Consider the following 25,275-nt stretch of genomic DNA (forward strand, 5'->3'; position numbering starts at 1 on the left):
ACTGAGGACTGAGGACTGAGGACTGAGGACTGAGGACTGAGGACTGAGGACTGAGGACTGAGGACTGAGGACTGAGGACTGAGGACTGAGGACTGAGGACTGAGGACTGAGGACTGAGGACTGAGGACTGAGTGAGTTAGAAGTCAAAAGTAATAGAAAAGAGAGAGAAAATTCTCTTCTCTATTACTTACTAACGCCACGTGCAACTTTTTCTTAGCCCCTTTTTAAGGGGGGAGAAATACAGAAAGTTGCACACCGCGTTTACTACTTTTTACTTCCTCTTTCTCCTCTCTCCACCCTTCGGGAAGGCGAAGCGCCTACAGTCCTCGGTACTCATTACTCTTTAATCCTCGTCATCCTCAAAGTCGTCGTCATCCTCAACATCCTCAACGAGGTCGTCGTCATCATCGAGAACTGGAGAGATAGCGCTACCACCCATTCCATAAGTAGGCCGCTCTTCAAATCCGAGTCCTGGGCTGTAAGCACGAGCCGTTCGGTCATCCAGCACCACGTCCAGCGCGTCCTCCTCAACATCCAGTCCGGTACCGAAGCCAGATACCGATATATCAACATCTGAGCTGATGCTGTCCTCATAGGCATTGAACCCGGTTCCTGCCGGAATCAGTCGCCCAATGATCACATTCTCCTTCAGACCGCGCAGCCAGTCAGATTTGCCTTCAATTGCCGCTTCTGTGAGAACCCGCGTCGTTTCCTGGAAGGATGCCGCAGAAATAAAGCTATCTGTATTCAGCGATGCCTTGGTAATCCCCAGCAACATCGGCGTATATTGCGCCGGTGCCCCGCCAGTAATTGCCATCGCTTCATTCACTTGCTCAATCTGCCGCAGTTCCACCAACTCTCCAGGCAGCATCGTGGTATCGCCGCCATCATCCACCCGCACTTTCGAGGTCATCTGGCGCACAATCACCTCAATATGCTTATCAGAAATATCAATCCCCTGAGATTGATACACCGATTGCACTTCATTCACCAGGAAAGTCTGAACCTTCTGCAACGCCATAAGCGCCGCTTCGTAGACTCCCATCGTTTCCCGGTAATGCTCAAAGAAAATCTCTAGAATCTCATGGGGGTTGGCAGGACCATCGGTTAGCGCCTCCGCAGTCTCCACAACCATGTCATCTCCGACAATGACGTTCTGTCCGGGGCCAAGGGGATAGTCAGCCACGACGCCGTCTGACTCGATGACTTTAATCTCCTCTGCGTCCTGCTGATCTCCGTAAACGACCTGAGCAGTTCCCGCACGCCGCGTCAAAATACACGCTTCTTTTGGCTTCCGCGCCTCCAGCAGTTCTTCAATACGCGGCAAACCTTGGATGATATCCCCAGTTTTCGCCCGCTCAAAGACTAGCAGCACTAGGTTGTCACCCCGCTGCACCAAGTCTCCATCATCGATATGCAGGACGGCTCCGGAAGACACGCGATAAGGACGCGCCAGACGCAACTGGATCGAATCCTCTAAGATGGCGGAAATTTGACCCGACGCTGGAGCAAGTACGCCGGAGGCGATTTCAGTCCCTGCTACTACGAGCGCTCCCACTTTTACGGTGGGTTTAGCGCCTTTCGTGTCAACACTCATCCGGTCGGTATCCCGAACCAGCAGCACCCGGCGAATCGAGGCTTCTCCAGCGCGAATCCCCCGGACTTCTCCGGCATCCTTGCACTGAATTTCCGTGCGAGCCACAACGGCTCCCGGCTCGATCTGCTGAGAGTCTGTCACCATAATCCGCGTATGCGTACTGCCAGAAAGCGGATCTGCCGCCGTATCGCGACGAATCACCAGAGATTCGGAAACCAAGAGCTGTAACCGCATCTCTGAAGTCCGAGGCGAAAGTTCCGAACTAACGGCTGAAAGCTCGGAGCTTTCTTGTTCGCCCTTGCCTTTTGCCTCAACTTCCTTCCCTTCAATTGGCAGCAACTCAATATCCGCCGCCAGTAGCTCCAAAGCACCGATGCTCTCGGAACTGCTTTCGCCCTCGGTTCCATAGCCAATTTCCAGCACCAATTGCGTCCGCAGCAGTTCCAGCCCTTCGATGGACTTTACCCGCTCCCCATCTTTATAAGGAAGCCGCTGCACTGCCCGCAGCTCAATCTTGTAACGTCCCCTGCCAGAAATAGAAGCTTGAGACGGTACGCTCGGCTCATCCGGAACGTGAAACTCAGTCACCGGACGCAGCAACAATGCAGGACCTTCAGGGGTTTCCACAAATTCGGTATAGCGCAACTCGCTAACCGTTAGCCCTGGCATAACTTCCTGTCCCGGATAGAACAGCGACCCATCTGTTCCCATCACTGCTTCTGGGTCATCGACCAAATGCAGTTCACCGGGCTTAATTACGATTTCCCGCAGGATATCGTTTTTCTGGGTTACTTCCACTATCCCAGCCGTTTGACAGAAGATATCTTTGACGACCTCTGTCATGGCTTCTACGTATTGACCGTCTTCCACTTGCAGGAGGGAGATATCCTTGTTCACTTCATGGGATTCTTCTGGAATCCACAGCAAGGTGCCGCCTTTGATGACTTCGTATCCTTGTTTTGCCTTGGCTTTTTTGGCAACTTCCACACCGGCGTATTTAATAATTCCCCCGGTCTGGGTGCGATAGCGATCGTCAATTAAGTCGGCTACTACCTGGTGGTTTTGCACTTTTGTCCCTGGTGTGGCCTTCAGGGAAAAGCGCTGATTGTCGCCGGTATAAATTACATAGTGGTCGCGACCTTGAGTGGCTTCCATTCGCACCCGTGCCTGGTCTAGCAGCACGCTAGCGGTGATAATTTCGATTTCTCGTCCCCGCGAACCAGCGTCATCAGCTTTTAGCCGGACGACGCCACCATGTTCGCTCACCAACTTGGTTTCTGCGAGTACGTCGTGGCGATTCACCACTTTACCGTTCTGCACGACGGCTTCAGCACCTGGAGGTAGGTTGTAAACTTCTCCAGACAAAATCCACAGTAAGCCACCCCGCGCCGCAATTCGGGTGGTGTTCCCTTGGCGGTCGGTTTTTTCTTCTGGAAGCAGACCTTCAAACTTCACTTCGCCTGCCAGGTCAGTGGGAACGTCTTTAGCGGCTTTTTCTGTATGGGCGCGAGTGGGAGAAACGATCGCGACTTCACCCAATAGCTGTTCTGCCGTTACCGTACCGCCATTGACACAGTACAGGGTGGAATTTTGAGTAAGCGGAATCGAGATTTGCTGCTGAGTGCTGTCTACCGGATCGAGAATCAATTCCGCATTTGTCGATTCCACCAGCAGGGCATCTTCCCCGTGTCGCGTCCGCATCCCCCGCGTCCGCATCCCTCGGCTGAAGCGCACTTTGGCGGTCATCGGCGCACGGACTTGTCGCGCTACTTCGCCAGTGAAGACGCCGCCAGTGTGGAACGTCCGCATGGTGAGCTGGGTGCCCGGTTCCCCAATCGATTGAGCAGCAATAATGCCCACCGCTTCCCCCAGATCCACGAGATGTCCGTGGGCGAGGCTCCAGCCGTAACAATATTGACACACGGAACGGGCGGCTTCGCAGGTCAAGGGCGATCGCACAAAAACTTCTTCTACCCCAGCCTTAACAATTTTCAGCCCCATTTCTTCTGACATCGGCTGATTGCACGGCATTACCACTTCACCCGTGGTAGGATGAACCGCATCTTCTACTAAAACGCGGCCCAGCAGGCGATCTGACAAAGGAATCAGCACGCGATCGTCCGAAGTCATGCTGCGTAAGCGAATCCCTCGCTGGGTGCCGCAGTCCACTTCCCGAACAATCACATCCTGAGACACATCCACCAGGCGGCGGGTAAGATAGCCGGAATCTGCCGTACGTAGAGCAGTATCTACTAATCCCTTCCGCGCCCCATAAGACGAGATGATATATTCCGTGACGGTCAACCCTTCCCGGAAATTCGTCTTAATCGGCAGACCAATAATCTCTCCCTGGGGATTTGCCATCAATCCACGCATCCCCACCAACTGACGCACCTGAGAAATATTTCCCCGCGCCCCAGAAAACGCCATCATATAGACCGAATTCAGGGGATCTTTTTGTCTAAAGTTGCGAACCACCTCATCCTTGAGCGCTTCACTGGTGCTATTCCAAGTGTCGATAACCTTTTGAAAGCGCTCTACCTCGGTGATTTCCCCCCGCGTGTAGCGTGCTTCTGTAGCGCGAATTTCAATTTCTGCGGCTTCCAGCAACTGCCGCTTAGAATCCGGCACCTGCAAGTCATCCACACTAATTGAGACACCTGCTTTAGTGGCGTAGTGGAAGCCCAAATCTTTCAGGCGGTCTGCCATTTGGGAGGTGCGGGCACTACCGTAATGGGTAAATGCCCAGGCAACCAGTTTCTTCAGTTGCCCTTTGTCCACCATCCGATTATGAAAAATATGTTTGATTTCTGGTTGCTCTGCCATAAGTTAAGACTGAGGTATAAGGACTGTTAGCGTAGCGGCGCTCTACTCGCGACTGAGTATTTAAAGAGGACTGAGCGATGAGGAGTGTTAGCGTAGCGGCATTCAACTCGCGGACTGAGCGAACACAGAACACAGGAATGAGGACGTGAGTGAGTAGGAAAGTTAAAACTCTTTGCCCAGTCCTCAATCACTCCGTCCTCAGCACTGATTTATACTGCCAATGCCTCTTGAATCGTCTTATTGTAGATAATTCGACCGGGCGTCGTCCGAATGTATTGAGTCAAGACATTTCCTCCCTTGTCTTCCCGCACTCGGCGGAAGTTGTAGGTTTTCCACACGGTGCCATCAGCTAGGGTTTCCACCTTTTCCGGCTCCGCATCCGGTTTATCATTCTCTACCATCCCCTCAAAGCGCACCCAGATGTAGGCGTGTAAATCTACCGCAGACTGCTCATAGGCTAAGAGCGCATCATCCAAGCTGCCGAAATAACCTCCAGCTCCCTTGGTCGCTGCTGGGTTTTCTGCCGTTAGGTAATAGCAGCCCAATACCATGTCTTGGCTAGGCGTTACAATCGGTCGTCCCGTCGCTGGCGAGAGGATGTTATTAGAAGCCAGCATCAGTAACCGCGCTTCTGCCTGAGCCTCCAAAGAAAGCGGTACGTGAACCGCCATCTGGTCGCCGTCGAAGTCGGCGTTGAAAGCCGGACATACCAGCGGGTGCAGCTGAATGGCTCGACCTTCTACCAGAATTGGCTCAAACGCTTGAATCCCTAAACGGTGCAGCGTTGGTGCCCGGTTCAGCATCACCGGGTGACCGGCAATTACTTCCTCTAGCACGTCCCACACAGAGGCATCCCCTCGCTGAATCAGCTTCTTGGCTGCCTTGATATTATTGACCAGTCCGCCGCGAATCAGCCGGTGAATCACAAACGGTTGGAATAACTCAATTGCCATTTCTCGTGGCAAGCCGCATTGGTGGATTTTTAGCTTCGGTCCCACCACAATTACAGAACGTCCGGAGTAATCTACTCGTTTACCCAACAGGTTTTGCCGGAAACGTCCCTGCTTACCTTCAATAATGTCCGACAGAGATTTCAGCGGTCGATTATTGGCTCCTACTACCGTCCGCCCCCGACGACCATTATCAATTAACGCATCCACCGCTTCTTGCAACATCCGCTTCTCGTTGCGGACGATGATTTCTGGTGCCAAGATTTCTTGGAGCCGTGCTAAGCGGTTATTGCGGTTAATTACCCGACGATACAAGTCATTCAAGTCAGAAGTGGCAAATCTGCCGCCATCCAGCTGCACCATTGGACGCAAATCTGGCGGAATCACCGGAATCACCGTCAGCACCATCCACTCTGGCTTAGAACCAGTCGCGATAAAGTTGTCAATCACCCGCAGGCGCTTAATCAGTTTCGCCCGCTTCTGACCCTTAGCATTGGCAATTTCCTCTCTTTGGGACTCAGCCTCTGCTTCCAAGTTAATGTCCTGTAAGAGACGTTGCAGCGCCTCAGCACCGATTCCCACCTCTACACCTTGCAGGGTAGAATCTTCGCTATAGAGCTGCTCCTCAATTTCCAGCCACTGATCTTCCGTCAGCAACTGTTTGTAACTGAGATTCTCCGCGTTGCCGGGACTGAGTACCACATAGGCATTGAAATAGACAATCTGCTCCACATCCCGCAGGGGCATATCTAGCAGAATCGACATATAGCTGGGAATGCCCTTGAGATACCAGACGTGAGCCACAGGTGCCGCCAGCTTAATGTAGCCCATGCGGTGACGACGCACCCGCGATTCTGTCACTTCTACGCCGCAGCGTTCGCAGACGATACCCCTGTGGCGCACCCGCTTGTACTTGCCGCAGTGGCATTCCCAATCTTTTGCGGGACCAAAAATGCGTTCGCAGAAAAGGCCATCCATTTCTGGTTTGAGCGTCCGGTAATTGATCGTTTCGGGTTTCGTGACCTCACCCACCACTTGACCATTGGGCAGGTTTCTTTGCCCCCACTCCTGAATTCGCTTTGGCGATGCCAGAGCAATCTTGACGTAGTCAAACCGCTGTTCTAGCTGATGTCTCATCTGTCGCTGCGCTCCAATTAAAAATTAAAAATGAAAAATTAAAAATTAAAGAATTCCTAATTTTTAATTTTTAATTTTTCATTTTTCATTGATTAAACTTCGTCTTCTTCCAGTTCCTCGCGGCTGAGAGATTCATACGTGGGTCGCGTCGGTGTCCGGCGATTTGACACATCCGCCATCAAGTCAACCTCTACGTGTCCCGTGGTTCCGTCTTCGGTCGTCTCCACCTTATGGACGGCAATATCTAAACACAGAGATTGCAGTTCTCGCATCAACACCTTGAAGGACTCTGGTGTTCCCGGTCGCGGAATCGCCTTGCCTTTCACGATCGCATTCAGCGCTTCGTTCCGCCCCTGCATATCGTCGGATTTCACCGTCAGCAACTCCTGCAAAATGTAGGCAGCGCCAAAAGCCTCCAGCGCCCACACTTCCATTTCGCCAAATCTCTGCCCACCCTGTTGCGCTTTGCCTCCCAAGGGTTGCTGCGTCACCAAAGAGTAGGGTCCCGTAGAACGGGCGTGGATCTTGTCGTCTACCAGGTGTACCAGCTTCAGCATATACGCCTTGCCCACTGTGATCGGGCGGTCAAAGGCTTCCCCAGTACGCCCATCAAAGACTCGGAGCTTCCCGGCTTCATCAGGGTTAAACAGCCAGTTCTTCCCAGTCTTCTTCTTCGCCTCCTCCAACTTGCCATGCACTGACTCGCGGCTTTTTTCCGCTCCGTGCATTTCGTCGAAGGGAATCACTTTGAAGCGGACGCCTAAGTTCTCGCCAGCCCATCCCAGCAAGCACTCAAACACCTGCCCCACATTCATCCGCGATGGCACCCCCAGGGGGTTCAGCACGATGTCCACAGGCGTCCCATCTGGCAGGTAGGGCATATCTTCGGCGGGTAATATCCGGGAAATAATCCCCTTATTGCCGTGCCGTCCCGCCATCTTGTCGCCCACTTGGATTTTGCGCTTCTGCGCGACATAGACGCGCACCACCATGTTCGCTCCGGGGGGCAGTTCGTCGCCCTGTTCGCGGGTGAAGACGCGCACGTCTACCACTCGCCCCTTCTCTCCGTTCGGCACCCGCAGGGAGTTGTCCCGCACATCCCGCGCCTTTTCACCGAAAATTGCCCGCAGCAGTTTCTCTTCCGGCGGCTGGTCAGATTCCCCCTTCGGCGTCACCTTCCCCACCAAAATGTCCCCCGCCTCTACCCAGGCTCCAATTCGGATAATCCCGGTTTCATCCAGGCTTCGCAAGCTATCTTCCCCAACATTGGGGATTTCCCGCGTAATTTCTTCGGGTCCTAGTTTGGTTTGCCGCGCCTCGATTTCGTACTTCTCAATGTGGATGCTCGTGTAGACATCGTCGTAAACCAGCCGTTCGCTGATTAAGATCGCGTCCTCGTAGTTGTAGCCCTCCCAGGGCATATACGCCACCAGAATATTCTGCCCCAGAGCCAGTTCGCCCCCCTCGGTCGCAGAGCCATCAGCAAGTACCTGTCCGGCAACGATGAAGTCGCCTTCATACACCAAGGGTCGCTGATTCAAGCAGGTATCCTGGTTTGAGCGCTGATACTTCTGCAACTCATACTCGATCTGCGGTCCTAAGGGAACTCCCGCTTCATCGAAACTCCGCACCGCAATCCGCGTCGCATCCACAAAGGTGACTTCCCCATCTTCCCGCGCCACCACCACCATCCCAGAGTCCCGCGCCGCCTGGGCTTCCAATCCAGTCCCCACTAAGGGTCGCTCTGGCTTCAACAACGGCACCGCCTGCCGCTGCATATTCGACCCCATCAACGCCCGGTTGGCATCGTCGTGTTCCAAAAAGGGAATCAACGATGTGGCAACAGAAATAATCTGCACCGGCGATACCGCTACATAGTCCACCATGTCGGGGGTTGTGGTCGTGAAATCTTGGCGATACCTCACCGCCACCGATTCTCCCAAAATCCACCCATCCACATCCATCGGGATATCCCCCGGCGCGACTTGCAAATCGTCTTCCTCATCCGCCGTCATATACACCGGAGCTTGTTCCTTGAGTACCCGCCCCATGTCTACCTTCCAGAACGGCGTCTCTATAAATCCGTAGGCATTCACCCGCGCATGAGTTGCCAAAGAGCCGATCAATCCCGCGTTCGGTCCCTCTGGCGTCTCAATTGGGCAAATCCGTCCGTAGTGACTCGGATGAATATCCCGCACCGCAAACCCGGCCCGTTCCCGCGTTAATCCCCCCGGACCCAACGCCGAGAGTCGCCGCTTGTGGGTCAGCTCCGCTAAGGGATTTGTCTGATCCATAAACTGGGATAGCTGAGAAGAACCGAAAAATTCCTTAATCGCCGCCACTAAAGGCTTCGGGTTCACCAAAGAAGCAGGTGTTAGCGTTTCGGCATCCGAAACGGTCATTCGCTCTCGGATAATCCGCTCCAAACGGTTCAACCCGACGCGCACTTGGTTTTGTAGCAGTTCACCCACCGAGCGCACTCTTCGGTTGCCCAAATGGTCGATATCATCCGTAATCCCGATGTCATATTCCAAGTTGATTAGGTAGTCTACTGCCGCCAGAATATCTGTCGGGGTCAGCACTCGCATTGTATCCGGCACCGAGAGCCGCAGCTTCTTGTTCAGCTTATAGCGACCGACTCGGCCCAGGTCGTATCGCTTCGGGTCAAAGAAGCGCGATTCCAACAACTGAGAACCACCAGAAACGGTTGGCGGTTCCCCCGGACGGAGTTTCCGATATAGCTCCATGAGCGCTTCTTCTTCGGAAAACTGCCCCTCTTTCTCAATGGTCTTCTGGAAATATTCCGGGTGACGCAATGCATCAAAAATCTCCGAGTCGGAAAGCCCCAGAGCTTTGAGTAATACCTGCGCCGACAGCTTGCGCGTCTTATCGATTCGCACCCACACCAAGTCGTTTTTATCGGTTTCAAACTTCAGCCACGCTCCCCGGTTGGGAATCAAGCTTGCTGAGTAGGTGCGACGTCCGTTTTTGTCTGTTTCCGATTTGTAATAAACTCCGGGGCTTCGCACGATCTGGTTGACGATCACCCGCTCAGCACCATTAATAATGAACGTGCCTCGGTCGGTCATCAGGGGCAAATCGCCGATGAAGACTTCTTGCTCTTTAATCGTCCCATCTTCTTTATTAATTAGCCGCGTAGGAACGTACATTTGTACGGCATAGCTTGCGTCCCGACGCTTGGCTTCATCTACATCGTACTTGGGTCGCTTGAGTTTGTAGTCTTTGCCCAAGAAATGCAACTCCAGCTTGCCGGTGTAATCGGTAATTGGCGAAAAGCTGTTAAGTTCCTCAATCAGACCTTCTTCCAGGAACCAGCGGAAGCTGGCTCGCTGAATTTCAACCAGGTCTGGCAACATATAAGCAACTGGAGTGGAGGTCTGATTAGTCATGCTTTTCCTCTTGCAAAAGAATTCAGGAGTTACCTGTCGTAAGGGTGGGTTTAAGAAGAATGCCAGTGGGGAGACCCGACTTCCCGATCAACCCGATCGTCTAGGACTCAAAAGTCATCCGTTAGGGTGATGAATGCCAAATGGATTCATCCTTTATCGTTGATGGTTCCGAATTCGTCCTTCATCTTTACATCCTTCCCATCTAGGGGGATGGAATTCGTGCCAAAGTAAGCGGTAGCGGCGAAGTCTGCCTCACTCATTCCCAAGGACAAGCGATTCGCAAGAATAACCTGAGCCGTTTAGTCCCCACTAGGAAGGAAACGTCTCAGGGTTGTTTTTCGTTGGTTTTATAAGCGAACCAGCAGTTCGCTCCGACTTGTTTGCTCAAAGATAATATTTAGTGCTTCTTTACCAGGTATAAGGACAGTGATTGCAGGGGTATGAAGTCTGTGAAAGGGGGAGCAGGCAGCCATCCCAGTCTGATTGCCAGAATTCTGTTCATAGAGGGTCTTTTAAATATTATGTCGCAAATTGACTTTCTTTGTTGACACCTGCCTCTAGACTGGGGTAATAAAACCCAGAGGGGGAGAAAAGAGATTTGCCACCAAAAGTTCTTGCCTTCTCGGTATGGATGTCTCTGTCGTGGTTCCCCCCTCCCTTCCAGGTGTCTACAGCACTCAGGACGGGTATGGCAGACGGCATGGATAGAAGCCCTTACCATTGGGCACTAAATCGCCGCACTAGGCTGAGGTACGGAAAGTCGAAACAGATTGCAGGCATTCTGGGTGGTTTGCGTTGCTAGAGTCTCTAAAGAGACACCCCTCAGATGGGCAACACACTCGGCGACATATCGGACGTAGGAGGGTTCGTTACGTTTGCCACGCTTGGGAACGGGTGCGAGGAAGGGGCAATCGGTTTCAATTAGGAGGCGATCGCTGGGGATTATCCTTGCCGATTCCTGAATCTGAGTGGCGTTTTTAAACGTCACGATGCCGCTGATACTAATATAGAAACCCAAATCCAAAAACCATTGCATTTCTTCCGGAGTGCCCCCCCAGCAGTGCATGACGCCCCGCACGGAACCTGTGCGCTTCCAGAAATCTTGCAACAGTCCGTGCAGGGTCGCAGCAGCATCCCGACAGTGAATAATTACAGGCAAATCTAGTTGCTGCGCGATCGCTAGCTGTGCTTCAAACACTGCTTTTTGCCGCTCCCAATCTTCCGCTTTATAAAAATCCAGACCCATTTCGCCAATTGCTACCACTCGGTGGTCAGAACTAGCCAGGGAACGAATTTGTTCGGCAGTTTCTGATGTCCACTTCTCGGTATCTAGGGGATGTAACCCCACGGCGAAGTAAAGTTCTGGAAATCGGTTTGCTAGCGCTTGAATGCTTGAAAACTCCGCAGGTTCCACGCACGAATGAACTAGCCGAACGACACCCGCTTCGCACCACCGAGCCTTAATCTCTTCCAGATCGGACTGGAAGAGATCGAAGTTTATATGGACGTGGGTATCGAACAACTGTATCTGTTCAGTCATTGGTCATCAAGCATGGGTAGCAAGTAAGAGGTAGTGGGAATTCTACCTACAGCCTACTACCAATAAACAACTAACTGCTGACGAGCGGCTAGCAACTAGGAAGCAGAAGCATCCGACGAAGCCGGGGTTGAAGCTTCTGGCTGGGGTTGCGTGCGTTTGAGAGCCTTGGCGAGATTGGATTTTTTACGGGCACCGTTGTTGGTATGCAACACCCCCCGCTTTACCGCTTTGTCAATCTTGCTGTAGGCCTCTGACATCCGCCGCTGTACTTCTTGCAGCGATTCCGGAGTGGGATTGGCTGCGTGGGTTTGGACGGCTGCAAGATAATTCTTCATCAGCGTTTTTACGGCTGATTTATAGGTCTTGTTACGCAGCCGGTTGCGTTCGGCTACTTGGACTCGCTTTAGGGCAGACTTAGTATTGGCCACAGTCTTGAGGAAAACTCTGTACAGTTAACAAACAGAACTAGATAGATTAATATACCATCTCTCTATAAAGTATAGCGATCCCTTGAAAAATCCAGGTTAAGCTATAGAAACGAGTACAGGTAGTAGGCTGCCTCATCTCCAGGGATGAGGATGGTTATATACCTGAACTCAGGCGGGTAATTCCTAGATGGTGATTCCGACTCCATGCTGCGAATCATTACTCAGGTAGCTGAGGCAAGAACTGAACTGCGGCGTATCTGCGATCGCATCCATGACGACCAGATTGTTCATAAAGAGGCAACTGTTCGGGAAGTCTTACAGGCTGTGAAGCGCCAGGGCGACAAAGCGCTGCTGCACTACACGGCTGAATTCGATCGACAAACTTTAAGTCTCGAACAGCTGCGCGTTAGTGGCTCAGAACTGGATGCTGCCTATCAACAGGTGTCCAAGGAGTTACTCAACGCGATTCAACTGGCACGTCAACAAATAGAAACATTCCACCGGCAGCGCGTCCCGAAATCTTGGGTTCAATTCGGGGACGATGATATTGTTTTGGGGAAGCGCTATACGCCGGTAGACCGAGCAGGGCTTTACGTTCCTGGCGGTCGAGCGTCCTATCCAAGTACGGTATTAATGAACGCCATCCCTGCAAAGGTGGCGGGTGTGCCTAGAATTGTCATGGTGACGCCACCAGGGCAAGAAAAAACGATGAATGCAGCGGTGCTAGTGGCAGCCCAGGAAGCCGGGGTGCAGGAAATTTATCGGATTGGGGGCGCTCAAGCGATCGCGGCTTTGGCTTATGGCACCGAAACCATTCCTAAGGTAGATGTGATCACCGGTCCCGGTAATATCTACGTCACCCTGGCGAAAAAGCTCGTTTACGGCACTGTGGGGATCGACTCGCTAGCAGGGCCTTCTGAGGTACTGATTATTGCCGATGAAAACGCCAATCCCGTCTATGTGGCGGCAGATATGTTGGCGCAGGCGGAACACGATCCAATGGCAGCGGCAATTCTCCTGACTACAGAAACCGGGTTGGCGAAGAAAGTACAGCTAGAAGTAGAACGTCAGTTGGAAGATCATCCGCGACGGCTACTCACAGAGAAAGCGATCGCTCATTACGGTTTGATTGTGGTGGTAGACTCTCTGTTGGTTGCTGCCGAACTCTCCAACGAGTTTGCCCCCGAACACCTGGAGCTGGAAGTCCAAGAACCCTGGGATCTGCTGGAAAAAATTCGCCACGCGGGTGCTATCTTCCTGGGTTCCTCAACGCCCGAAGCTGTGGGAGACTACTTAGCAGGGCCGAATCACACGCTGCCTACCTCCGGCGCTGCCCGTTACGCTTCAGCACTGGGAGTTGAAACGTTTCTGAAACACTCCAGTCTGATTCAATACTCGCCCACAGCGCTCCAGAAGCTTGGCAACGCTATCCAGATTCTTGCCCAAGCGGAGGGTTTGCCTTCCCACGCTGACTCCGTGCGGCTGCGAACCGAGAAGAGGTCTGACGAATAACGAAAAAGGAGATTTTGGGGTGCTAAAAATTATTCTGGTGGCTCTCGACAGTTCAGAGCTTTCGGAGGGAGTGATTCAGTCCCTGAAAGAACTCCAACTACAGCCAACGACCAAAATCATTCTTTCCCACGTCATTCCTTCGTCGGGGTCTGAGGTAGAAATTGCTGTTGACAAGCCCCACGCCTGTTCGGAGGAGCTGCCCTATCGACAGATTGAAAGGCAGATGGAATCTTATCAGGCTGCTCTACCCTGCCACAGCGAACTAGAAATCGTTACTGGCGATCCCGCTGAAGAAATTATCCGCCTTGCGAATATTTATCAAGCTGACTTGATTGTGATTGGCAGTCGGGGTTTAACGGGTTTGAAGCGAATTATAGAGGGGTCTGTCAGCAGCCAAGTTGTTGCTGATGCCCCTTGTTCCGTGCTAGTGGTGAAGCAGGCATAAAAATTAAAAATTAAAAATGAACCTGCTAGGAGTGGGCAATGTTCGCCCCTATAGCGATCGCGTTTTGCCAGAATAACTGCGGAAGTATTTCGCGTTTGAGTTTGAGTTTTTTCAGCCGATGCTCTGAGCGGATGTAACACTTTCCTAGTGATTAGCATCAGTCGTTAGTTTTCATAAAACTTACCTCAATTTATGTGAATCAGGTATGGTTATGTTGGCTCAAGAATTCGTAGAGACGCGATTAATCGCGTCTCTACAAAATGTGCTAATTACGAGACTAATTAAATCAAAGATAAATTTCTGAAAACTAAGATAAATACAAGTGCGATCGCGCAAAAATTCTGCACCAAAATTCACCATAGTGAGAATGAGTAAGAGAAAGTGCGATCGCGCCCTTTTACCATCACATCCCAGATGCGATCGCGCAGTTTATTTATAACTATAATATAGACAAAATTATTATAATTTGAGGAAAATGATATGCAAACACAAACACAAATACGTTCCTACACCCCAGAGGAATATCTACAACTAGAAGAAACGGCTGAATACAAAAGTGAATATAGAAATGGGGAAATCGTACCGATGACGGGTGGAACAACCGAACATAACGAAATCGCAGGGAATTTTTACGCCTATTTTAAATTGGCAATGAGGAGGCAGAACTCTCGAATATTTATGGGTGATGTGCGGTTGTGGATACCGCGTTATCGAGTTTACACTTATCCAGATATCATGGTGATTCAAGGAGAGCCAGTGTATGAGGGAACTGGCACGACTACTGTAACCAATCCGTTGATGATTAGTGAAGTTTTATCTAAATCTACTAAAAACTACGATCAAGTAGATAAGTTTGATTATTATCGGTCAATTCCTGGGTTTACAGAATATATTCTGATTGACCAGTATAAATTGTATGTAAAGCAGTTTGCTAAAAATGCAGAAGGGAAATGGGTACTTACTGAGTATGAAGGTGCTGATTCTGTATTAGCCCTAGCTTCAATAGAATTCCAAATTTCCTTCAGCAACCTGTATGAAGGGGTTAAGTTTAATGTGACAGAGGAAGATTCAGAAACGAACCCCACAGACGCAGAGAACCCCCCAGAAAGAGAAGAATAAGAGAGGCAGTGGAAAAAGGGGCGATCGCTCTTTGTTCGCAGGCGATCGCTACCCTCTCGTCAACATCCAATCTTTGAGAAGTCAGGAGTCAGCAACAGCAATGTCGTTACGGGTAGCTTGGGCAGTTCCCAAAGACTGGACTACACCACGATTGGCGACAGCGTTAATGTGGCAGCCCGACTGGAAAGCCACGATAAATCTCTGGATGGCGGTATTTGCCGGATTTTAATTAATCAGGACTCGCCGCACATCACCACATCTATGAGGGCAACCACAAGGGGATTGAACCCGAAAAAACGCTATATGTATAAGCTTTGCGTAAGTCCTGTAATGAAGAAACAAACCCAGCATATTCAGGGCAAATTTCCCACAAACAGGCTCGGCAGTGTCATGCTCAAAGGGCGCGAACAGCAGACCGCAGTTTATCAGGTTTTGATAGAGTAATAAAAATTACAACAAATACCCGTATTGCAGTACCGGGATCTGGAAACTGCGATCGCCAAATTGTCGTCTAAAAATTTATTGGCATTAGATCATTTGTAGCTCTATGGTTATTTCCCGTAAATTAGGGACAAAGGTAGCAGGAACTGCATCAGTGATTTTGATACAGTTTCTCGGTTTAATAGAAATTCCCCTCAATTCTCTATTGAGCCGCCTATCAATTGATTTAGGGTTTAGCTCGACCGCTTACGCAGATGTTCTGCCGAAAACGCCAACAAGTTCTGGTTACGAGCCGGGTCATGTGGGTGTTCCCGTAGACACCATCGGAACGGGAACGCGAGTTCATTATCAGCCACCCGATGATGTGAATATTCCCAGAGGCGGCGGTAGTAGAGGCGCTGATGAATCGCCAAAAGGATGCTCTCAGTCTCAGTTTACATCTGTGACTTTGCTGGCTCCTACTACTCACACCGGATTGACTGCATCAGGTCGTCCCATCTTTTACTGGTACTTGTCGGGCACCCCATCAGTACCGATCGCCTTTACACTGGTCGAATCAGGAGTATCTGAGCCAATTATTGAGCAACAAATCCAAAGACCCCAGGCTGGGATTAATCAACTCCAGATGTCCAAAGACCTGCCAGAACTGGTTCCAGGACGGGAATATCGATGGACAGTCACTGTGAAGTGCAATCCGAATCGACCCTCTGAAAATCAGATTGCTCAAGGCTGGATTAAGCACGTACCAGCGACACCTGCTCTAGAGAAACAACTGGCAGCTGCGCGATCGCAGATTGGCAAGGCAGCAATCTACGCTCGGTCAACATACTGGTACGATACTCTAGTGGTAATTTTAGCCGCCCATGCCGCCAACCCCAACGATCCGTTAATCCGCCAGGAGTTTCTATCGCTCTTAGAGCAAATTGGACTGACAGAGGTGAAAGAGCGAGAGCAGCAACGGTTGGTGAAGCACTAGCTAGTTGACACTCAAGATAAATGTAAAATTGTCTCCGCCTGAATAAAAACCCGTTTTCTACTAGAAAACGGGTTTCTTTTGTTCCACAGGCTGAAGGCAAAACTATTTGCAAAAAGCCACTGGAAAGAAGAATCTATTTTCTCTGTCTTTCTTGCTCAGTTCGTGTTCAAGTTAGTCTTTAATAGCGATCGCGCTATCACCAACAATGAAAATTGTTCTTCTACTCAGTCCTCACTCCTCAGCCCTCAGCCCTCACTCCTCACTCCTCAGCCCTCACTCCTCAGCCCTCAGCCCTCACTCCTCACTCCTCACTCCTCACTCCTCACTCCTCACTCCTCACCCCTCGGAGTGGGATGTCAGAAATTCACGCAAGCGCAGCAAACTGAGTGTTTGCCCCAAACTCAGCGGCAGTAGAGATACCCCTTCCAGACGTGACTGTATCCAATGTTCTCCCCAGTACCACTCGTGATAACCGTCAATTCCCTGACTCAATAGCAGGCGCAGACAGTAAGGTTGAGCCACTTCCACTTGGTGTTGTATCGCCACTGGCCCCACCCAACTGGTGTAAGTTAACCCCTCAGACAGATGTTCCGGTAGCCCTGCGGAAAGGCGCTGGGGCCACAGCCACTGGCTTAGCTGGCTGGGACGAAGCAGACTGTCGCCGATGGCTGCTGCTGGGGAATTTACTTCTATTCTGAGATGGCTTTGTTGAAAGTTTCCTAGCATAAACAGTTGTGATTTCTTGGTTATTAGTTGTTACTGGTACAGAGGTTTCTATGGGAGCATCCCAATGAAAGTCAGGACTTACGCAACTTGCGCGACATCTGGGGCAACCACAGGGGGATTGAACCGACAAGAACGCTATATGTATAAGCTTTGCGTAAGTCCTGAAAGTAAAAATGTCCGACTACTAAAGTCCGACGACTCGCATTCGCGGCTAAACAAACAAAGCCTGACGAGAGCAGGCTAATATAAAGCAGTTGCGTTGGCAGGCTTCGTTCTTCTAGCCTGTGGGCGTATATTTGCTGTCATCGGGATGCTCCTGTTTTCTATGTACTGTTCCTAACCCTAATGTAATAGTTTTTCTTGAGAATAGCGGCTAATTAGCCTTTTACGATAAAAATTATAATGCAGAATCCAATTAATCTTTATACCTGAAATAGAGAAATAATTTTAATATAAGATCGGGTTTTAAATTAACTAAAATAACCCAAAAATAATTATCAAAAATAGTTATTTGATTCCGATACTGATTTTTAGCCGGTTTATCCATTTGCGCCTGATAGAAGATTCAGGTTTTTACTCTTTTTGAAGAACTGGCTGCTTTTGGCAGTTCAAATAATTAGGAACGCAGATGCCACCTCACCATCAACTGCCATGCTTACAATAAAAGTATAGTGTGTTAAGAAATGTAAGGTCTTTTCATGGCTGATCAGTTAATCCGTGCCACGGCGGCAGAGGGTGGAATTCGAGCCGTTGGGGTCATCACCACACGCCTCACCCAAGAAGCCAGACAGCGTCACAACCTTTCATACGTGGCAACCGCTGCACTGGGGCGCACCCTATCATCAGGGCTATTACTTGCCTCTAGCATGAAGCGAGAGGGGTCAAGGGTCAACATTCGCATTAAGGGAAATGGGCCACTCGGCGGGCTTCTCGTTGACGCCGGATTAGACGGAACCGCACGAGGGTATGTAGATAACCCAACCGTGGAACTGCCCCCAAAGGCCAAAGGAAAATTGGATGTCGGGGGAGGAATCGGTCGGGAGGGATACCTCTATGTCGTGCGCGATGTGGGATACGGCTACCCGTATTCGAGTACCGTTGAGCTGGTGTCCGGTGAAATTGGGGATGACGTTGCCCACTATCTGGTGACTTCCGAACAAACGCCCTCAGCGCTAGCAGTGGGTGTATTTATAGAAGCGGGTACAGTACGGGCTTCTGGTGGGTTGCTGGTGCAAGTCCTGCCCAAGGCGGCGAGAGACGAGAACCTGGTGGAAATTTTGGAATCTCGAATGGAAACACTGGCGGGATTTACACCCTTATTACAGGCAGGCAAGACGTTGCCGGAGATTTTAGAACAACTGCTGGGAGACATGGGTCTGGTCATCCTACCAGAAGTGCAGATGCTGCGCTTTCACTGTGGTTGCTCGATGAGCCGCGTCTTGGGTGCTTTGAAGATGCTGGGCGAAGCCGAACTGCAAGACATGATTGAAAAAGATGATGGAGCCGAAGCGACTTGCCATTTTTGTGGAGAAGTTTACAAAGCGAACAGTGAAGAATTGGCGGCTTTGATTGAGGATTTACGCGCGGAGTCTGTTTAGGAATCAGAAGTTAGAAGTCACAAGGGAGAAAAAATTCTAGATTCTGTAGCGAACTTAAGAATTTACTTGTGAATGATCAATTATAAATTTTGACTTCTGGATTAGAATATAGCTTTTTGCGGCTGAGGGGAGTAGGATTGCAACTACTGCCTGTGCTAAAAAGCTTTCGTCCCAGGCGAAGCGCGTTGTGGTGTGAGTAAGCTATGACTAGAAATCCCGAAATTCCAGATGGCGGGGGGAGCGGCAAGTCTTCAAATTCGACTGGGTGGACATCCCAAAAACGAGTGCCTGCGTCTGGGCGTCCGAGCGATCGCAAACCACACGCGAGCGAGAACTCTTCACGACCTGTCCCCGGAAAATCACCGCGTCCGGGGAAACAGCCACTTCCTCCACCAACGGATCGTCCTAAGCGTCCGGTGGGTAGTAGTTCTGCACCAGCACAGGGGGGTCAGCAAATTCCGGCTACACAGCCCCCCTCGCCGTCAGAGACACCCAAGCCACCTCGACCTAGGCGTTTTTTACGCTTGCCGACTAGCTGGGCATTCTGGGGCGTATTGGTGGTGCTGATCTCTGGAGGGCTGGGTTTTATGGCGGTGGCGCTATTGTTTAAGCTGCCAGCCCTCCCCAACTGCCCAGCTATTTTTTGGCCTACGGCTTCGGCATCGCTGCGCCTCAGCTGCGCTCAGATAGCGGCTTCTAAGCAGACGGCAAAAGATTTGCTAGAGGCGATCGCATTGGTGAACGGTTTACCAGAAGATCACCCGCTACGCCCAGAAATTGACAAGCATCTGGAAGAGTGGTCGCTGGAGATTTTGAAATTAGGAGAGGAATCCTTCCAAGCGGGTCAATTGTCGGAAGCGATCGCAATGGCTCGCAAAATCCCCACTGGCGTGCCAGCCTACAAGTTGGTGGATGAGCGCGTAAATCGCTGGCAATCGATCTGGTCGAAGGCAGAAAAGCTTTATGAAAAAGCCCAAGACGAGGTGCGCGAATCTAACTGGACTCAGGCTTTTCGAGATGCCGTGCAACTGGTCTATATCGGCAATACCTACTGGGCAACGACCAAGTACGATCAACTGGTGAGTCTGATTCAGTCGGCGCGGGAAGAAAGCGCCAAGTTGGATAAAGCCTTCCAACTTTCTAAGAGCGGAGGATTAGATAATCTGTTGGAGGCGATCAAACTGGCACAGGCAATTCCGCCCAGCAGTTTGGCATACAAGGAAGCCCAAGGCGCGGTGACAGAATTTGGGCGCAAATTAATCGATATGGCTCAAGAGGCGCTCGATAGAAAAGACTGGCAAACGGTCATCCTAATTACCAGTAAAATTCCCGAAAGTCTCAATTTACAAGGCGAAGCGCAAGATTTGAACGACTTGGCAAGTGCCCAGTCTCGCGCTCAGAAGGGAACGGTTTCAGATTTGGAAGACGCGATCGCCCTAGCCCAAAAGTTAAATCCCGGACGCCCTCTATACGATAAAGCCCAGGATTTAATTGTTCGCTGGCAGCGAGAAATTGAAGATGTCGCCCATTTAGATCGGGCGCGGGAACTGGCAAAAGGTGGAACAGTGGGTGACTTAAGCGCAGCGATCGCGGAAGCACAACTGGTTCCCAGCACTAATCCCCGCTCCTCAGAAGCAAAATCCCTCGTCAGTAACTGGACGAGTCAAATAGAGACGGTAGAAGATCGTCCCTATCTGGCTCGCGCCGATCAACTGGCAAGTTTGGGGGATATGAGTTCCCTGCAAGAAGCCATTAACGAAGCCAGTCAAGTGGGTCAAGGACGCGCTCTTTATACAGAGGCGAGGCGCAAAATCCGACAGTGGACTGATAAAATCGAGCGAATGCAAGACCAGCCTTATTTGGAACAAGCGACTGGTTTGGCGAATGCGGGGGATCTTTCCGGCGCGATCGCCGCAGCAGGACAGATTCAACCGGGACGAGCGCTCTACGGTGAAGCTCAAGGCAAGATCAGACGGTGGCAAGACAGAATTCAGCGGGTACAAGACCAGCCTTATTTGGATCAAGCGCAAGCTTTGGCGAGTTCGGGCAATCTTCCGGGCGCAATTACCGCAGCGGGACAGATTAGATCGGGACGAGCGCTATACGGTGAAGCTCAGGAAAAAATTAAAAGTTGGCGGACAGAACTGCGATCGCAAGAGATTTTGCAGTCCGCTTATCAGTTAGCGAATCCAGGAACACCGGATGCGATCGCGCAAGCAATTCAAACGGCTCGTCAGGTACGTAACTCAACGCGAGTCGGTGCTGAAGCCAGAGAGGTAATTAATCGCTGGAGTTATCAACTGTTGGCGATAGCACAGGAGCAGGCTCGGAATGATGTACCAAGAGCGATCGCGATCGCCCAAAACATCCCCGACGGTTCATCTGCCTACACCGACGCTCAACGGGCAATCGAAGGTTGGAAACAAAGTCTACAGCCTCAGTCCCTTGAAAACTCACCATCCTTTTAGTTATTAGTTATTAGTCAATTGTTAGGTGTTTTGCCAAAGTCTAATAACTAATAACTAATTACCGCTTTTTCTGTTTCGCCTTTGTTGCCGTACCGCTCTTTCTTTTTCCTTTTTCTAGTATTGGCGCAACATACTTTAACCACAATTGAGTGTGAGGTCTGCCAGCCTTATTCCACTCATTAACAATCTGCTCAGATTCCCCGGCTTTTTCTAAATACTCCAAACCATTTGGCAAACCGAGAACAGAAGCTTTAGCCAGATAATATTTACGCTGTTGAGTAGAATCACACCGTTCCCAACATTGCGCGGCACGTTCATAGTTCTTGGCGCGGTAGAAGCAAGTTCCAGCACGGTAGAGCATCCCATTCCAGCCTTCTCCTAAAGCTTCCAGAACCTCTCCAAATCGCTGCCATTCATGCCAGTGGAGGTTTGGCCCGGTAATTAAAGCCCCAATTCCCTTCGCATATTCCTCCAAGGCTATTTTCCACTGTCGGCTGTTGCGGTGAATCTCCAACTGGTTGCTTTTGATAAAGTTCTGGAGGAAGCGAGTGAACTCCTTTAAAGAAGCTTGACTCAATTTTTGATCCATGAATAGGGCAATTTGCCGCTCTAATTCCCGACCTGGCGGAGACTTGTCAAACTGCTTCAACAATGCTGACCAGCACATCCCCTGCCAAAAACAATCCCAAGCGTCCTCTGTTTTGTCAAGCATGAGAAAACGTTGACCGGCATCGCCAAATTTCTGCTCAAATTTGAGTGCCCAAGCTTCACAAATTTCGGCTTTTTTAGCGTAGGCGCGATCGCTATAGCACTGTCTGGCACGTCTCATGAAATCTGGATCTTCCGAGTTCATTCCCCTACTTTCAAACTCCTGCGCGATCGAGTGCCAATCATCTTCTTGCAGATCCCGTGCGCTTTCAGGTGTTCCCAAACGGATGGGTTGAACGTTTTCTCGCCAAGCAGGGTTTTGTGAATGCTGTAAAAGCACTTCTAAATAAGTTTCTGTGACCCCCCAAAGCCGCTGGTCTCCGATTTGAGAATCAACGACAAATAGACGTTCTTTGGCTCTGGAAGCAGCCACGTAGAGTTTATTAAAGAAAAATTCAAATTCGTACAAACGATCTGCCAAAAGGTCTTTCGAGTCTTCCCGTCTATTGACCAGATTCCAGACAGCTTTGTTACATTCCTCGCCGAATTTGTAGAGAACGACTCGTTTAAATTCCAATCCTTTAACCGCACTGGCACTCAATACATTTTTGAGCGGTTCTGACTCTGGGATCTCTGCCAAAATTTGAGAAAGAACCGCATCGTTTTGAGCATAAGCAAGCTCTCCCCCTTCTTCACAAGGCACGATAATTATCGTGTCTCTCAGGTAGCGTTTGAGTTGCTCGATTTGAATATTTCGGCCAATAATAAATTTTTGCGGAGCGGGAAAGTGACCTTGTTTCCAGGCGGTTTGCGGCTGAAGTGCCGGAATTTTAAACAGAACCTGACGACACAATTGGATCAGGTTAATTGCTTGCACAACCGGAGCGCAGGAGCGATAGTTAGACTTCAGCTCCGGGAAATTCATCCGCAGATTTAATCGCTGTGTGGGGTCGAGTGCGGCGATCGCTTCATTGTAAAATGCTGCCTGTACGCTCTCCCAACGAAATCCCGTCGGGTTCAAGGTTTGGAAAGGATCTCCAGCAAAGGCAAAAGGCAGGTTACGCATAGGCTGGTATCCCAGATCGCACTGAGAGAACGCAGACAGCCGCATAATCAACTGAAGCTCTAGCCGGGTGAAATCTTGCGCCTCGTCGCAGAAAATGGCAGTGTACTCAGCACGGTAACACTTGAGTTCCAGCACCAATCTAATCAAGTCTTGATCGTCCCAGTACCCTAGCTCGGTTGTTAGCCGCTTATACCAACGTCCCCAGATGGTTTTGTAAATTTCTTGGAACTGAGCAACTGGGACAGTGCGTTCCTGAGTCGGCACTTCATCCTGGTAGTCTTCTGGAGTCATGTATCTGAGACTGTACCCCTTGATGAAGGTTCTGATAACGTGCCAGCAAAGTTCTGGGGAATACACCTGTGCTTGTGGCAGCTTCGAGTCTCGGTAAAGCTGTCGAAAGCGATGGAAAGAAATATATTTCTGGGAATCGAAACGCTCCTGGAGTGTATGCCGGTAGCCCGAAGGGTTTCCCGCAGCGTAAGGTTGCTGGATCATCCTGTTAGCCAACGACGCAGCGTCCGCTTCTAAAGGTAGTAAGTTCAGAAGAAATGTCCCAAACGGCTGAAAGAAAGCACTGACATCGGGGATTTCCGAACCTTCTGTTCGATCTGCCACAAAGCGGTGATGGAACGTATGCAGACAGCGCACGAACTCTTTAGCTACCTCTAATAGCCGCTTATTATAAGTGAGAAAAAGCGGCTTTCCTGGAAGTTCTTTTCCCGGCTCGTAGTAATATTTTCGATAACAATAATCCGCAAACAAATACAGCAGCATGGTAGATTTACCGCTACCCGCTCGCCCATTTAAGAAAAGCGGCAGACAATTATTTCCCGATGTTGATGTTGTTGAAACTGAGTTAAGAATTGCCTCTTCTTCTGCTGAAAGGGCTAAATTTACCTCTGCGCCTCTTTGAATTGCAAGCCAACTTTGTTTATCAGTTACTAAGTAACTCGGATAAGACCGTCGCGCAAAGGGAGTGAGTTCATCCAGCGTTAAAGGCTTAGATAAAACATTTTTATAACTATCAAATAAATTGGTTGCCTGCCCTATTTGGGCTATCTCTTCTGTAGAAGGTCGATGAGCAAAAGACGCTAGGAGAAATAATACTTTTCGAGGTGGCGTATCGGCGGTTTCAAGCTGGCTAAATAGCACATACCCATTATTTTCGCCACACAGATACACACCGGGCCATTGGGCAATTTCTTCAGCGTTCCTAGATTTTTCTTCTATTCCAGAGATAATTTGATAGTAAATTTCCCAGTCTTCTCCGATTTCTGGACTCTTGAACCTGGCAATCCACTCATCGCTTTCGTAGAGGATTGCCCAAGAGTCTTTATCGTTTTCTATCTCCCAGCCTGGAGGTTCTAGCCAAGGAAGCAAATCGTCTGGAAGCGACTCGCGTCTTGAAGACACGTTGCTGGCTGACGGTTGCTGCTGCCCAAGCCAGTTAGTTAGCGCTTCCTCATCCAATTGGCAGTCGAGATTCTTTGTGCCGTACTCTTCTGGGGTTCGCAGGAACTTTTTGTATTCTTTAGAGCCACGGAGAAAAATGTCTAGTAAGCATAGCACCAGGTCGTCCTGTACGGGTCGAATCCTGGCAATGAGGCGTAAATTGTTTTCCCCTCTCCGCTTTAAGTAGGGATAAACTCTCTCAAAACGTGCCTGTGACTCATCAATACTCAAAGGCTCAAGTTCATTGCATAATTTATCTACTTGAGCCTGAACACCATAGCACAGAGCCTTCCGGTTAAACTGAGAGGTGCGATAGACGTACATAAACTTGTCTGTAGCTGTTTCTGAGAAAAACAGGCTGAAGCCACTATTACTTATTGTTATGCAGCGGAGAAATTGCTGTGTAGAATTTTTGTTACATATTACACAGAATCGGAGTTTTTGCCTCAAAGAGTTCTAATTCGCCTGCCCTTCCAGCTGGTGTCATTACCCACTTCTGTTAAAACTTGGGTTTTACTTCAATTCCGCCGGAGAATAAAATTCCCCCCTTCTAATCGCTCAAGTCCGTTTTAACTCACATCTGGCACCAGTCGCATTACCCGCCTGGGGTTTAAACCCCTCTCTTACAGAATCAAGTCTTCTCTTAGAAGACTTAGTAAGAATTTCAGTCCATTTCAATGGAATTAGGACTTACGCAACATCACCACATCTGAGGGCAACCACAGAGGGATTACCCCTACAAAACGCTATATGTATAAGCTTTGCGTAAGTCCTGTGGAATGCAAGCTATGAGCCAAGAAAATTGAGTTCAAGACGGACTTGGGGCAAACTTGAGAATGGTGCAAGATGTCAGTTTTAACGGGTTTAAATTTTAAGCCGGAAATTTATTTCAAGGCACTTTTGCAAGCAGTCTAATCTTGCACCTAAGGAAAACAC

The 25,275-nt window shown here is 50.1% G+C and carries 17 protein-coding genes; 8 read left to right on the forward strand and 9 right to left on the reverse strand.

Going from position 1 to position 25,275, the window contains the following annotated elements:
• Positions 1 to 343: 343 nt before the first annotated feature.
• The 7 genes from AC2VDX_RS13445 to rpsT all read right to left on the reverse strand — a co-directional run bounded on the left by AC2VDX_RS13445 (position 344) and on the right by rpsT (position 11,888).
• Entirely contained in the window at positions 344 to 4,423 is a 4,080-nt protein-coding gene (locus AC2VDX_RS13445; protein WP_378181661.1) for a DNA-directed RNA polymerase subunit beta', read from the reverse strand.
• Positions 4,386 to 4,610 (reverse strand): hypothetical protein, encoded by a 225-nt coding sequence (locus AC2VDX_RS13450; protein ID WP_378181658.1) that lies wholly within the window; start codon positions 4,608 to 4,610, stop codon positions 4,386 to 4,388. Before AC2VDX_RS13450 ends, AC2VDX_RS13445 begins: the two co-directional genes overlap by 38 nt.
• A 22-nt stretch (positions 4,611 to 4,632) precedes the next feature.
• On the reverse strand, positions 4,633 to 6,510 hold the full coding sequence (locus AC2VDX_RS13455; RefSeq protein ID WP_378181655.1) for a DNA-directed RNA polymerase subunit gamma: 1,878 nt from the start codon (positions 6,508 to 6,510) through the stop codon (positions 4,633 to 4,635).
• A gap of 92 nt (positions 6,511 to 6,602) precedes the next feature.
• A complete protein-coding gene (rpoB, locus tag AC2VDX_RS13460; RefSeq protein ID WP_378181652.1) occupies positions 6,603 to 9,920 on the reverse strand; it encodes a DNA-directed RNA polymerase subunit beta in 3,318 nt (1,105 codons plus the stop codon).
• 519 nt (positions 9,921 to 10,439) lie between these two features.
• Positions 10,440 to 10,622: a hypothetical protein gene (locus AC2VDX_RS13465; protein ID WP_378181649.1), complete on the reverse strand. Its 183-nt coding sequence runs from the start codon at positions 10,620 to 10,622 to the stop codon at positions 10,440 to 10,442.
• A gap of 25 nt (positions 10,623 to 10,647) precedes the next feature.
• On the reverse strand, positions 10,648 to 11,448 hold the full coding sequence (locus AC2VDX_RS13470; RefSeq protein ID WP_378181673.1) for a TatD family hydrolase: 801 nt from the start codon (positions 11,446 to 11,448) through the stop codon (positions 10,648 to 10,650).
• Positions 11,449 to 11,555: 107 nt separating this feature from the next.
• Positions 11,556 to 11,888 (reverse strand): 30S ribosomal protein S20, encoded by a 333-nt coding sequence (gene rpsT, locus AC2VDX_RS13475; RefSeq protein ID WP_378181646.1) that lies wholly within the window; start codon positions 11,886 to 11,888, stop codon positions 11,556 to 11,558.
• Between the two features lie 204 nt (positions 11,889 to 12,092).
• On the opposite strand from rpsT, the gene hisD reads away from it, so the two are divergent.
• The 6 genes from hisD to AC2VDX_RS13505 all read left to right on the forward strand — a co-directional run bounded on the left by hisD (position 12,093) and on the right by AC2VDX_RS13505 (position 16,795).
• A complete protein-coding gene (gene hisD / locus AC2VDX_RS13480; protein ID WP_378181643.1) occupies positions 12,093 to 13,400 on the forward strand; it encodes a histidinol dehydrogenase in 1,308 nt (435 codons plus the stop codon).
• 19 nt (positions 13,401 to 13,419) lie between these two features.
• Entirely contained in the window at positions 13,420 to 13,845 is a 426-nt protein-coding gene (locus tag AC2VDX_RS13485) for a universal stress protein (protein ID WP_378181640.1), read from the forward strand.
• Positions 13,846 to 14,325: 480 nt separating this feature from the next.
• The gene (locus tag AC2VDX_RS13490) at positions 14,326 to 14,964 is read left to right on the forward strand and encodes a Uma2 family endonuclease (RefSeq protein WP_378181637.1); all 639 of its coding nucleotides are present in this window, start codon (positions 14,326 to 14,328) and stop codon (positions 14,962 to 14,964) included.
• 117 nt (positions 14,965 to 15,081) lie between these two features.
• Positions 15,082 to 15,408 (forward strand): adenylate/guanylate cyclase domain-containing protein, encoded by a 327-nt coding sequence (locus AC2VDX_RS13495; protein WP_378181634.1) that lies wholly within the window; start codon positions 15,082 to 15,084, stop codon positions 15,406 to 15,408.
• A 103-nt stretch (positions 15,409 to 15,511) separates the two neighbouring features.
• Positions 15,512 to 16,381, forward strand: a complete 870-nt coding sequence (locus AC2VDX_RS13500) for a DUF928 domain-containing protein (protein WP_378181631.1) — start codon at positions 15,512 to 15,514, stop codon at positions 16,379 to 16,381.
• Positions 16,382 to 16,543: 162 nt separating this feature from the next.
• Positions 16,544 to 16,795 (forward strand): hypothetical protein, encoded by a 252-nt coding sequence (locus AC2VDX_RS13505; RefSeq protein ID WP_486928178.1) that lies wholly within the window; start codon positions 16,544 to 16,546, stop codon positions 16,793 to 16,795.
• On the opposite strand, the gene AC2VDX_RS13510 is transcribed toward AC2VDX_RS13505, so the two are convergent.
• Positions 16,718 to 17,107, reverse strand: a complete 390-nt coding sequence (locus AC2VDX_RS13510; protein ID WP_378181625.1) for a hypothetical protein — start codon at positions 17,105 to 17,107, stop codon at positions 16,718 to 16,720. The genes AC2VDX_RS13505 and AC2VDX_RS13510 overlap by 78 nt on opposite strands.
• 698 nt (positions 17,108 to 17,805) lie before the next feature.
• On the opposite strand from AC2VDX_RS13510, the gene hslO reads away from it, so the two are divergent.
• Both hslO and AC2VDX_RS13520 read left to right on the forward strand, forming a co-directional pair.
• On the forward strand, positions 17,806 to 18,705 hold the full coding sequence (hslO, locus tag AC2VDX_RS13515; RefSeq protein ID WP_378181622.1) for an Hsp33 family molecular chaperone HslO: 900 nt from the start codon (positions 17,806 to 17,808) through the stop codon (positions 18,703 to 18,705).
• Between the two features lie 203 nt (positions 18,706 to 18,908).
• Positions 18,909 to 21,173 carry a chromosome segregation ATPase gene (locus AC2VDX_RS13520; protein WP_378181619.1) on the forward strand — a complete coding sequence of 755 codons (2,265 nt, stop codon included), beginning with the start codon at positions 18,909 to 18,911 and terminating at the stop codon, positions 21,171 to 21,173.
• Between the two features lie 58 nt (positions 21,174 to 21,231).
• On the opposite strand, the gene AC2VDX_RS13525 is transcribed toward AC2VDX_RS13520, so the two are convergent.
• Complete coding sequence (locus AC2VDX_RS13525; protein WP_378181616.1) at positions 21,232 to 24,663, reverse strand: hypothetical protein; 3,432 nt, start codon at positions 24,661 to 24,663, stop codon at positions 21,232 to 21,234.
• Between the last annotated feature and the right edge of the window lie 612 nt (positions 24,664 to 25,275).

The sequence above is a fragment of the Coleofasciculus sp. H7-1 genome, assembly GCF_057473865.1.

What these genes read in the sequence shown, in the direction of transcription:
- AC2VDX_RS13445 (WP_378181661.1), bottom strand. Translation starts at nt 4,423, where the DNA reads ATGGCAGAGCAACCAGAAATCAAACATATTTTTCATAATCGGATGGTG.
- hslO (WP_378181622.1), top strand. Translation starts at nt 17,806, where the DNA reads ATGGCTGATCAGTTAATCCGTGCCACGGCGGCAGAGGGTGGAATTCGA.
- AC2VDX_RS13520 (WP_378181619.1), top strand. Translation starts at nt 18,909, where the DNA reads ATGACTAGAAATCCCGAAATTCCAGATGGCGGGGGGAGCGGCAAGTCT.
- AC2VDX_RS13525 (WP_378181616.1), bottom strand. Translation starts at nt 24,663, where the DNA reads ATGTACGTCTATCGCACCTCTCAGTTTAACCGGAAGGCTCTGTGCTAT.
- AC2VDX_RS13465 (WP_378181649.1), bottom strand. Translation starts at nt 10,622, where the DNA reads ATGCCGTCTGCCATACCCGTCCTGAGTGCTGTAGACACCTGGAAGGGA.
- AC2VDX_RS13500 (WP_378181631.1), top strand. Translation starts at nt 15,512, where the DNA reads ATGGTTATTTCCCGTAAATTAGGGACAAAGGTAGCAGGAACTGCATCA.
- hisD (WP_378181643.1), top strand. Translation starts at nt 12,093, where the DNA reads ATGCTGCGAATCATTACTCAGGTAGCTGAGGCAAGAACTGAACTGCGG.
- rpoB (WP_378181652.1), bottom strand. Translation starts at nt 9,920, where the DNA reads ATGACTAATCAGACCTCCACTCCAGTTGCTTATATGTTGCCAGACCTG.
- AC2VDX_RS13490 (WP_378181637.1), top strand. Translation starts at nt 14,326, where the DNA reads ATGCAAACACAAACACAAATACGTTCCTACACCCCAGAGGAATATCTA.
- AC2VDX_RS13455 (WP_378181655.1), bottom strand. Translation starts at nt 6,510, where the DNA reads ATGAGACATCAGCTAGAACAGCGGTTTGACTACGTCAAGATTGCTCTG.
- AC2VDX_RS13510 (WP_378181625.1), bottom strand. Translation starts at nt 17,107, where the DNA reads ATGCTAGGAAACTTTCAACAAAGCCATCTCAGAATAGAAGTAAATTCC.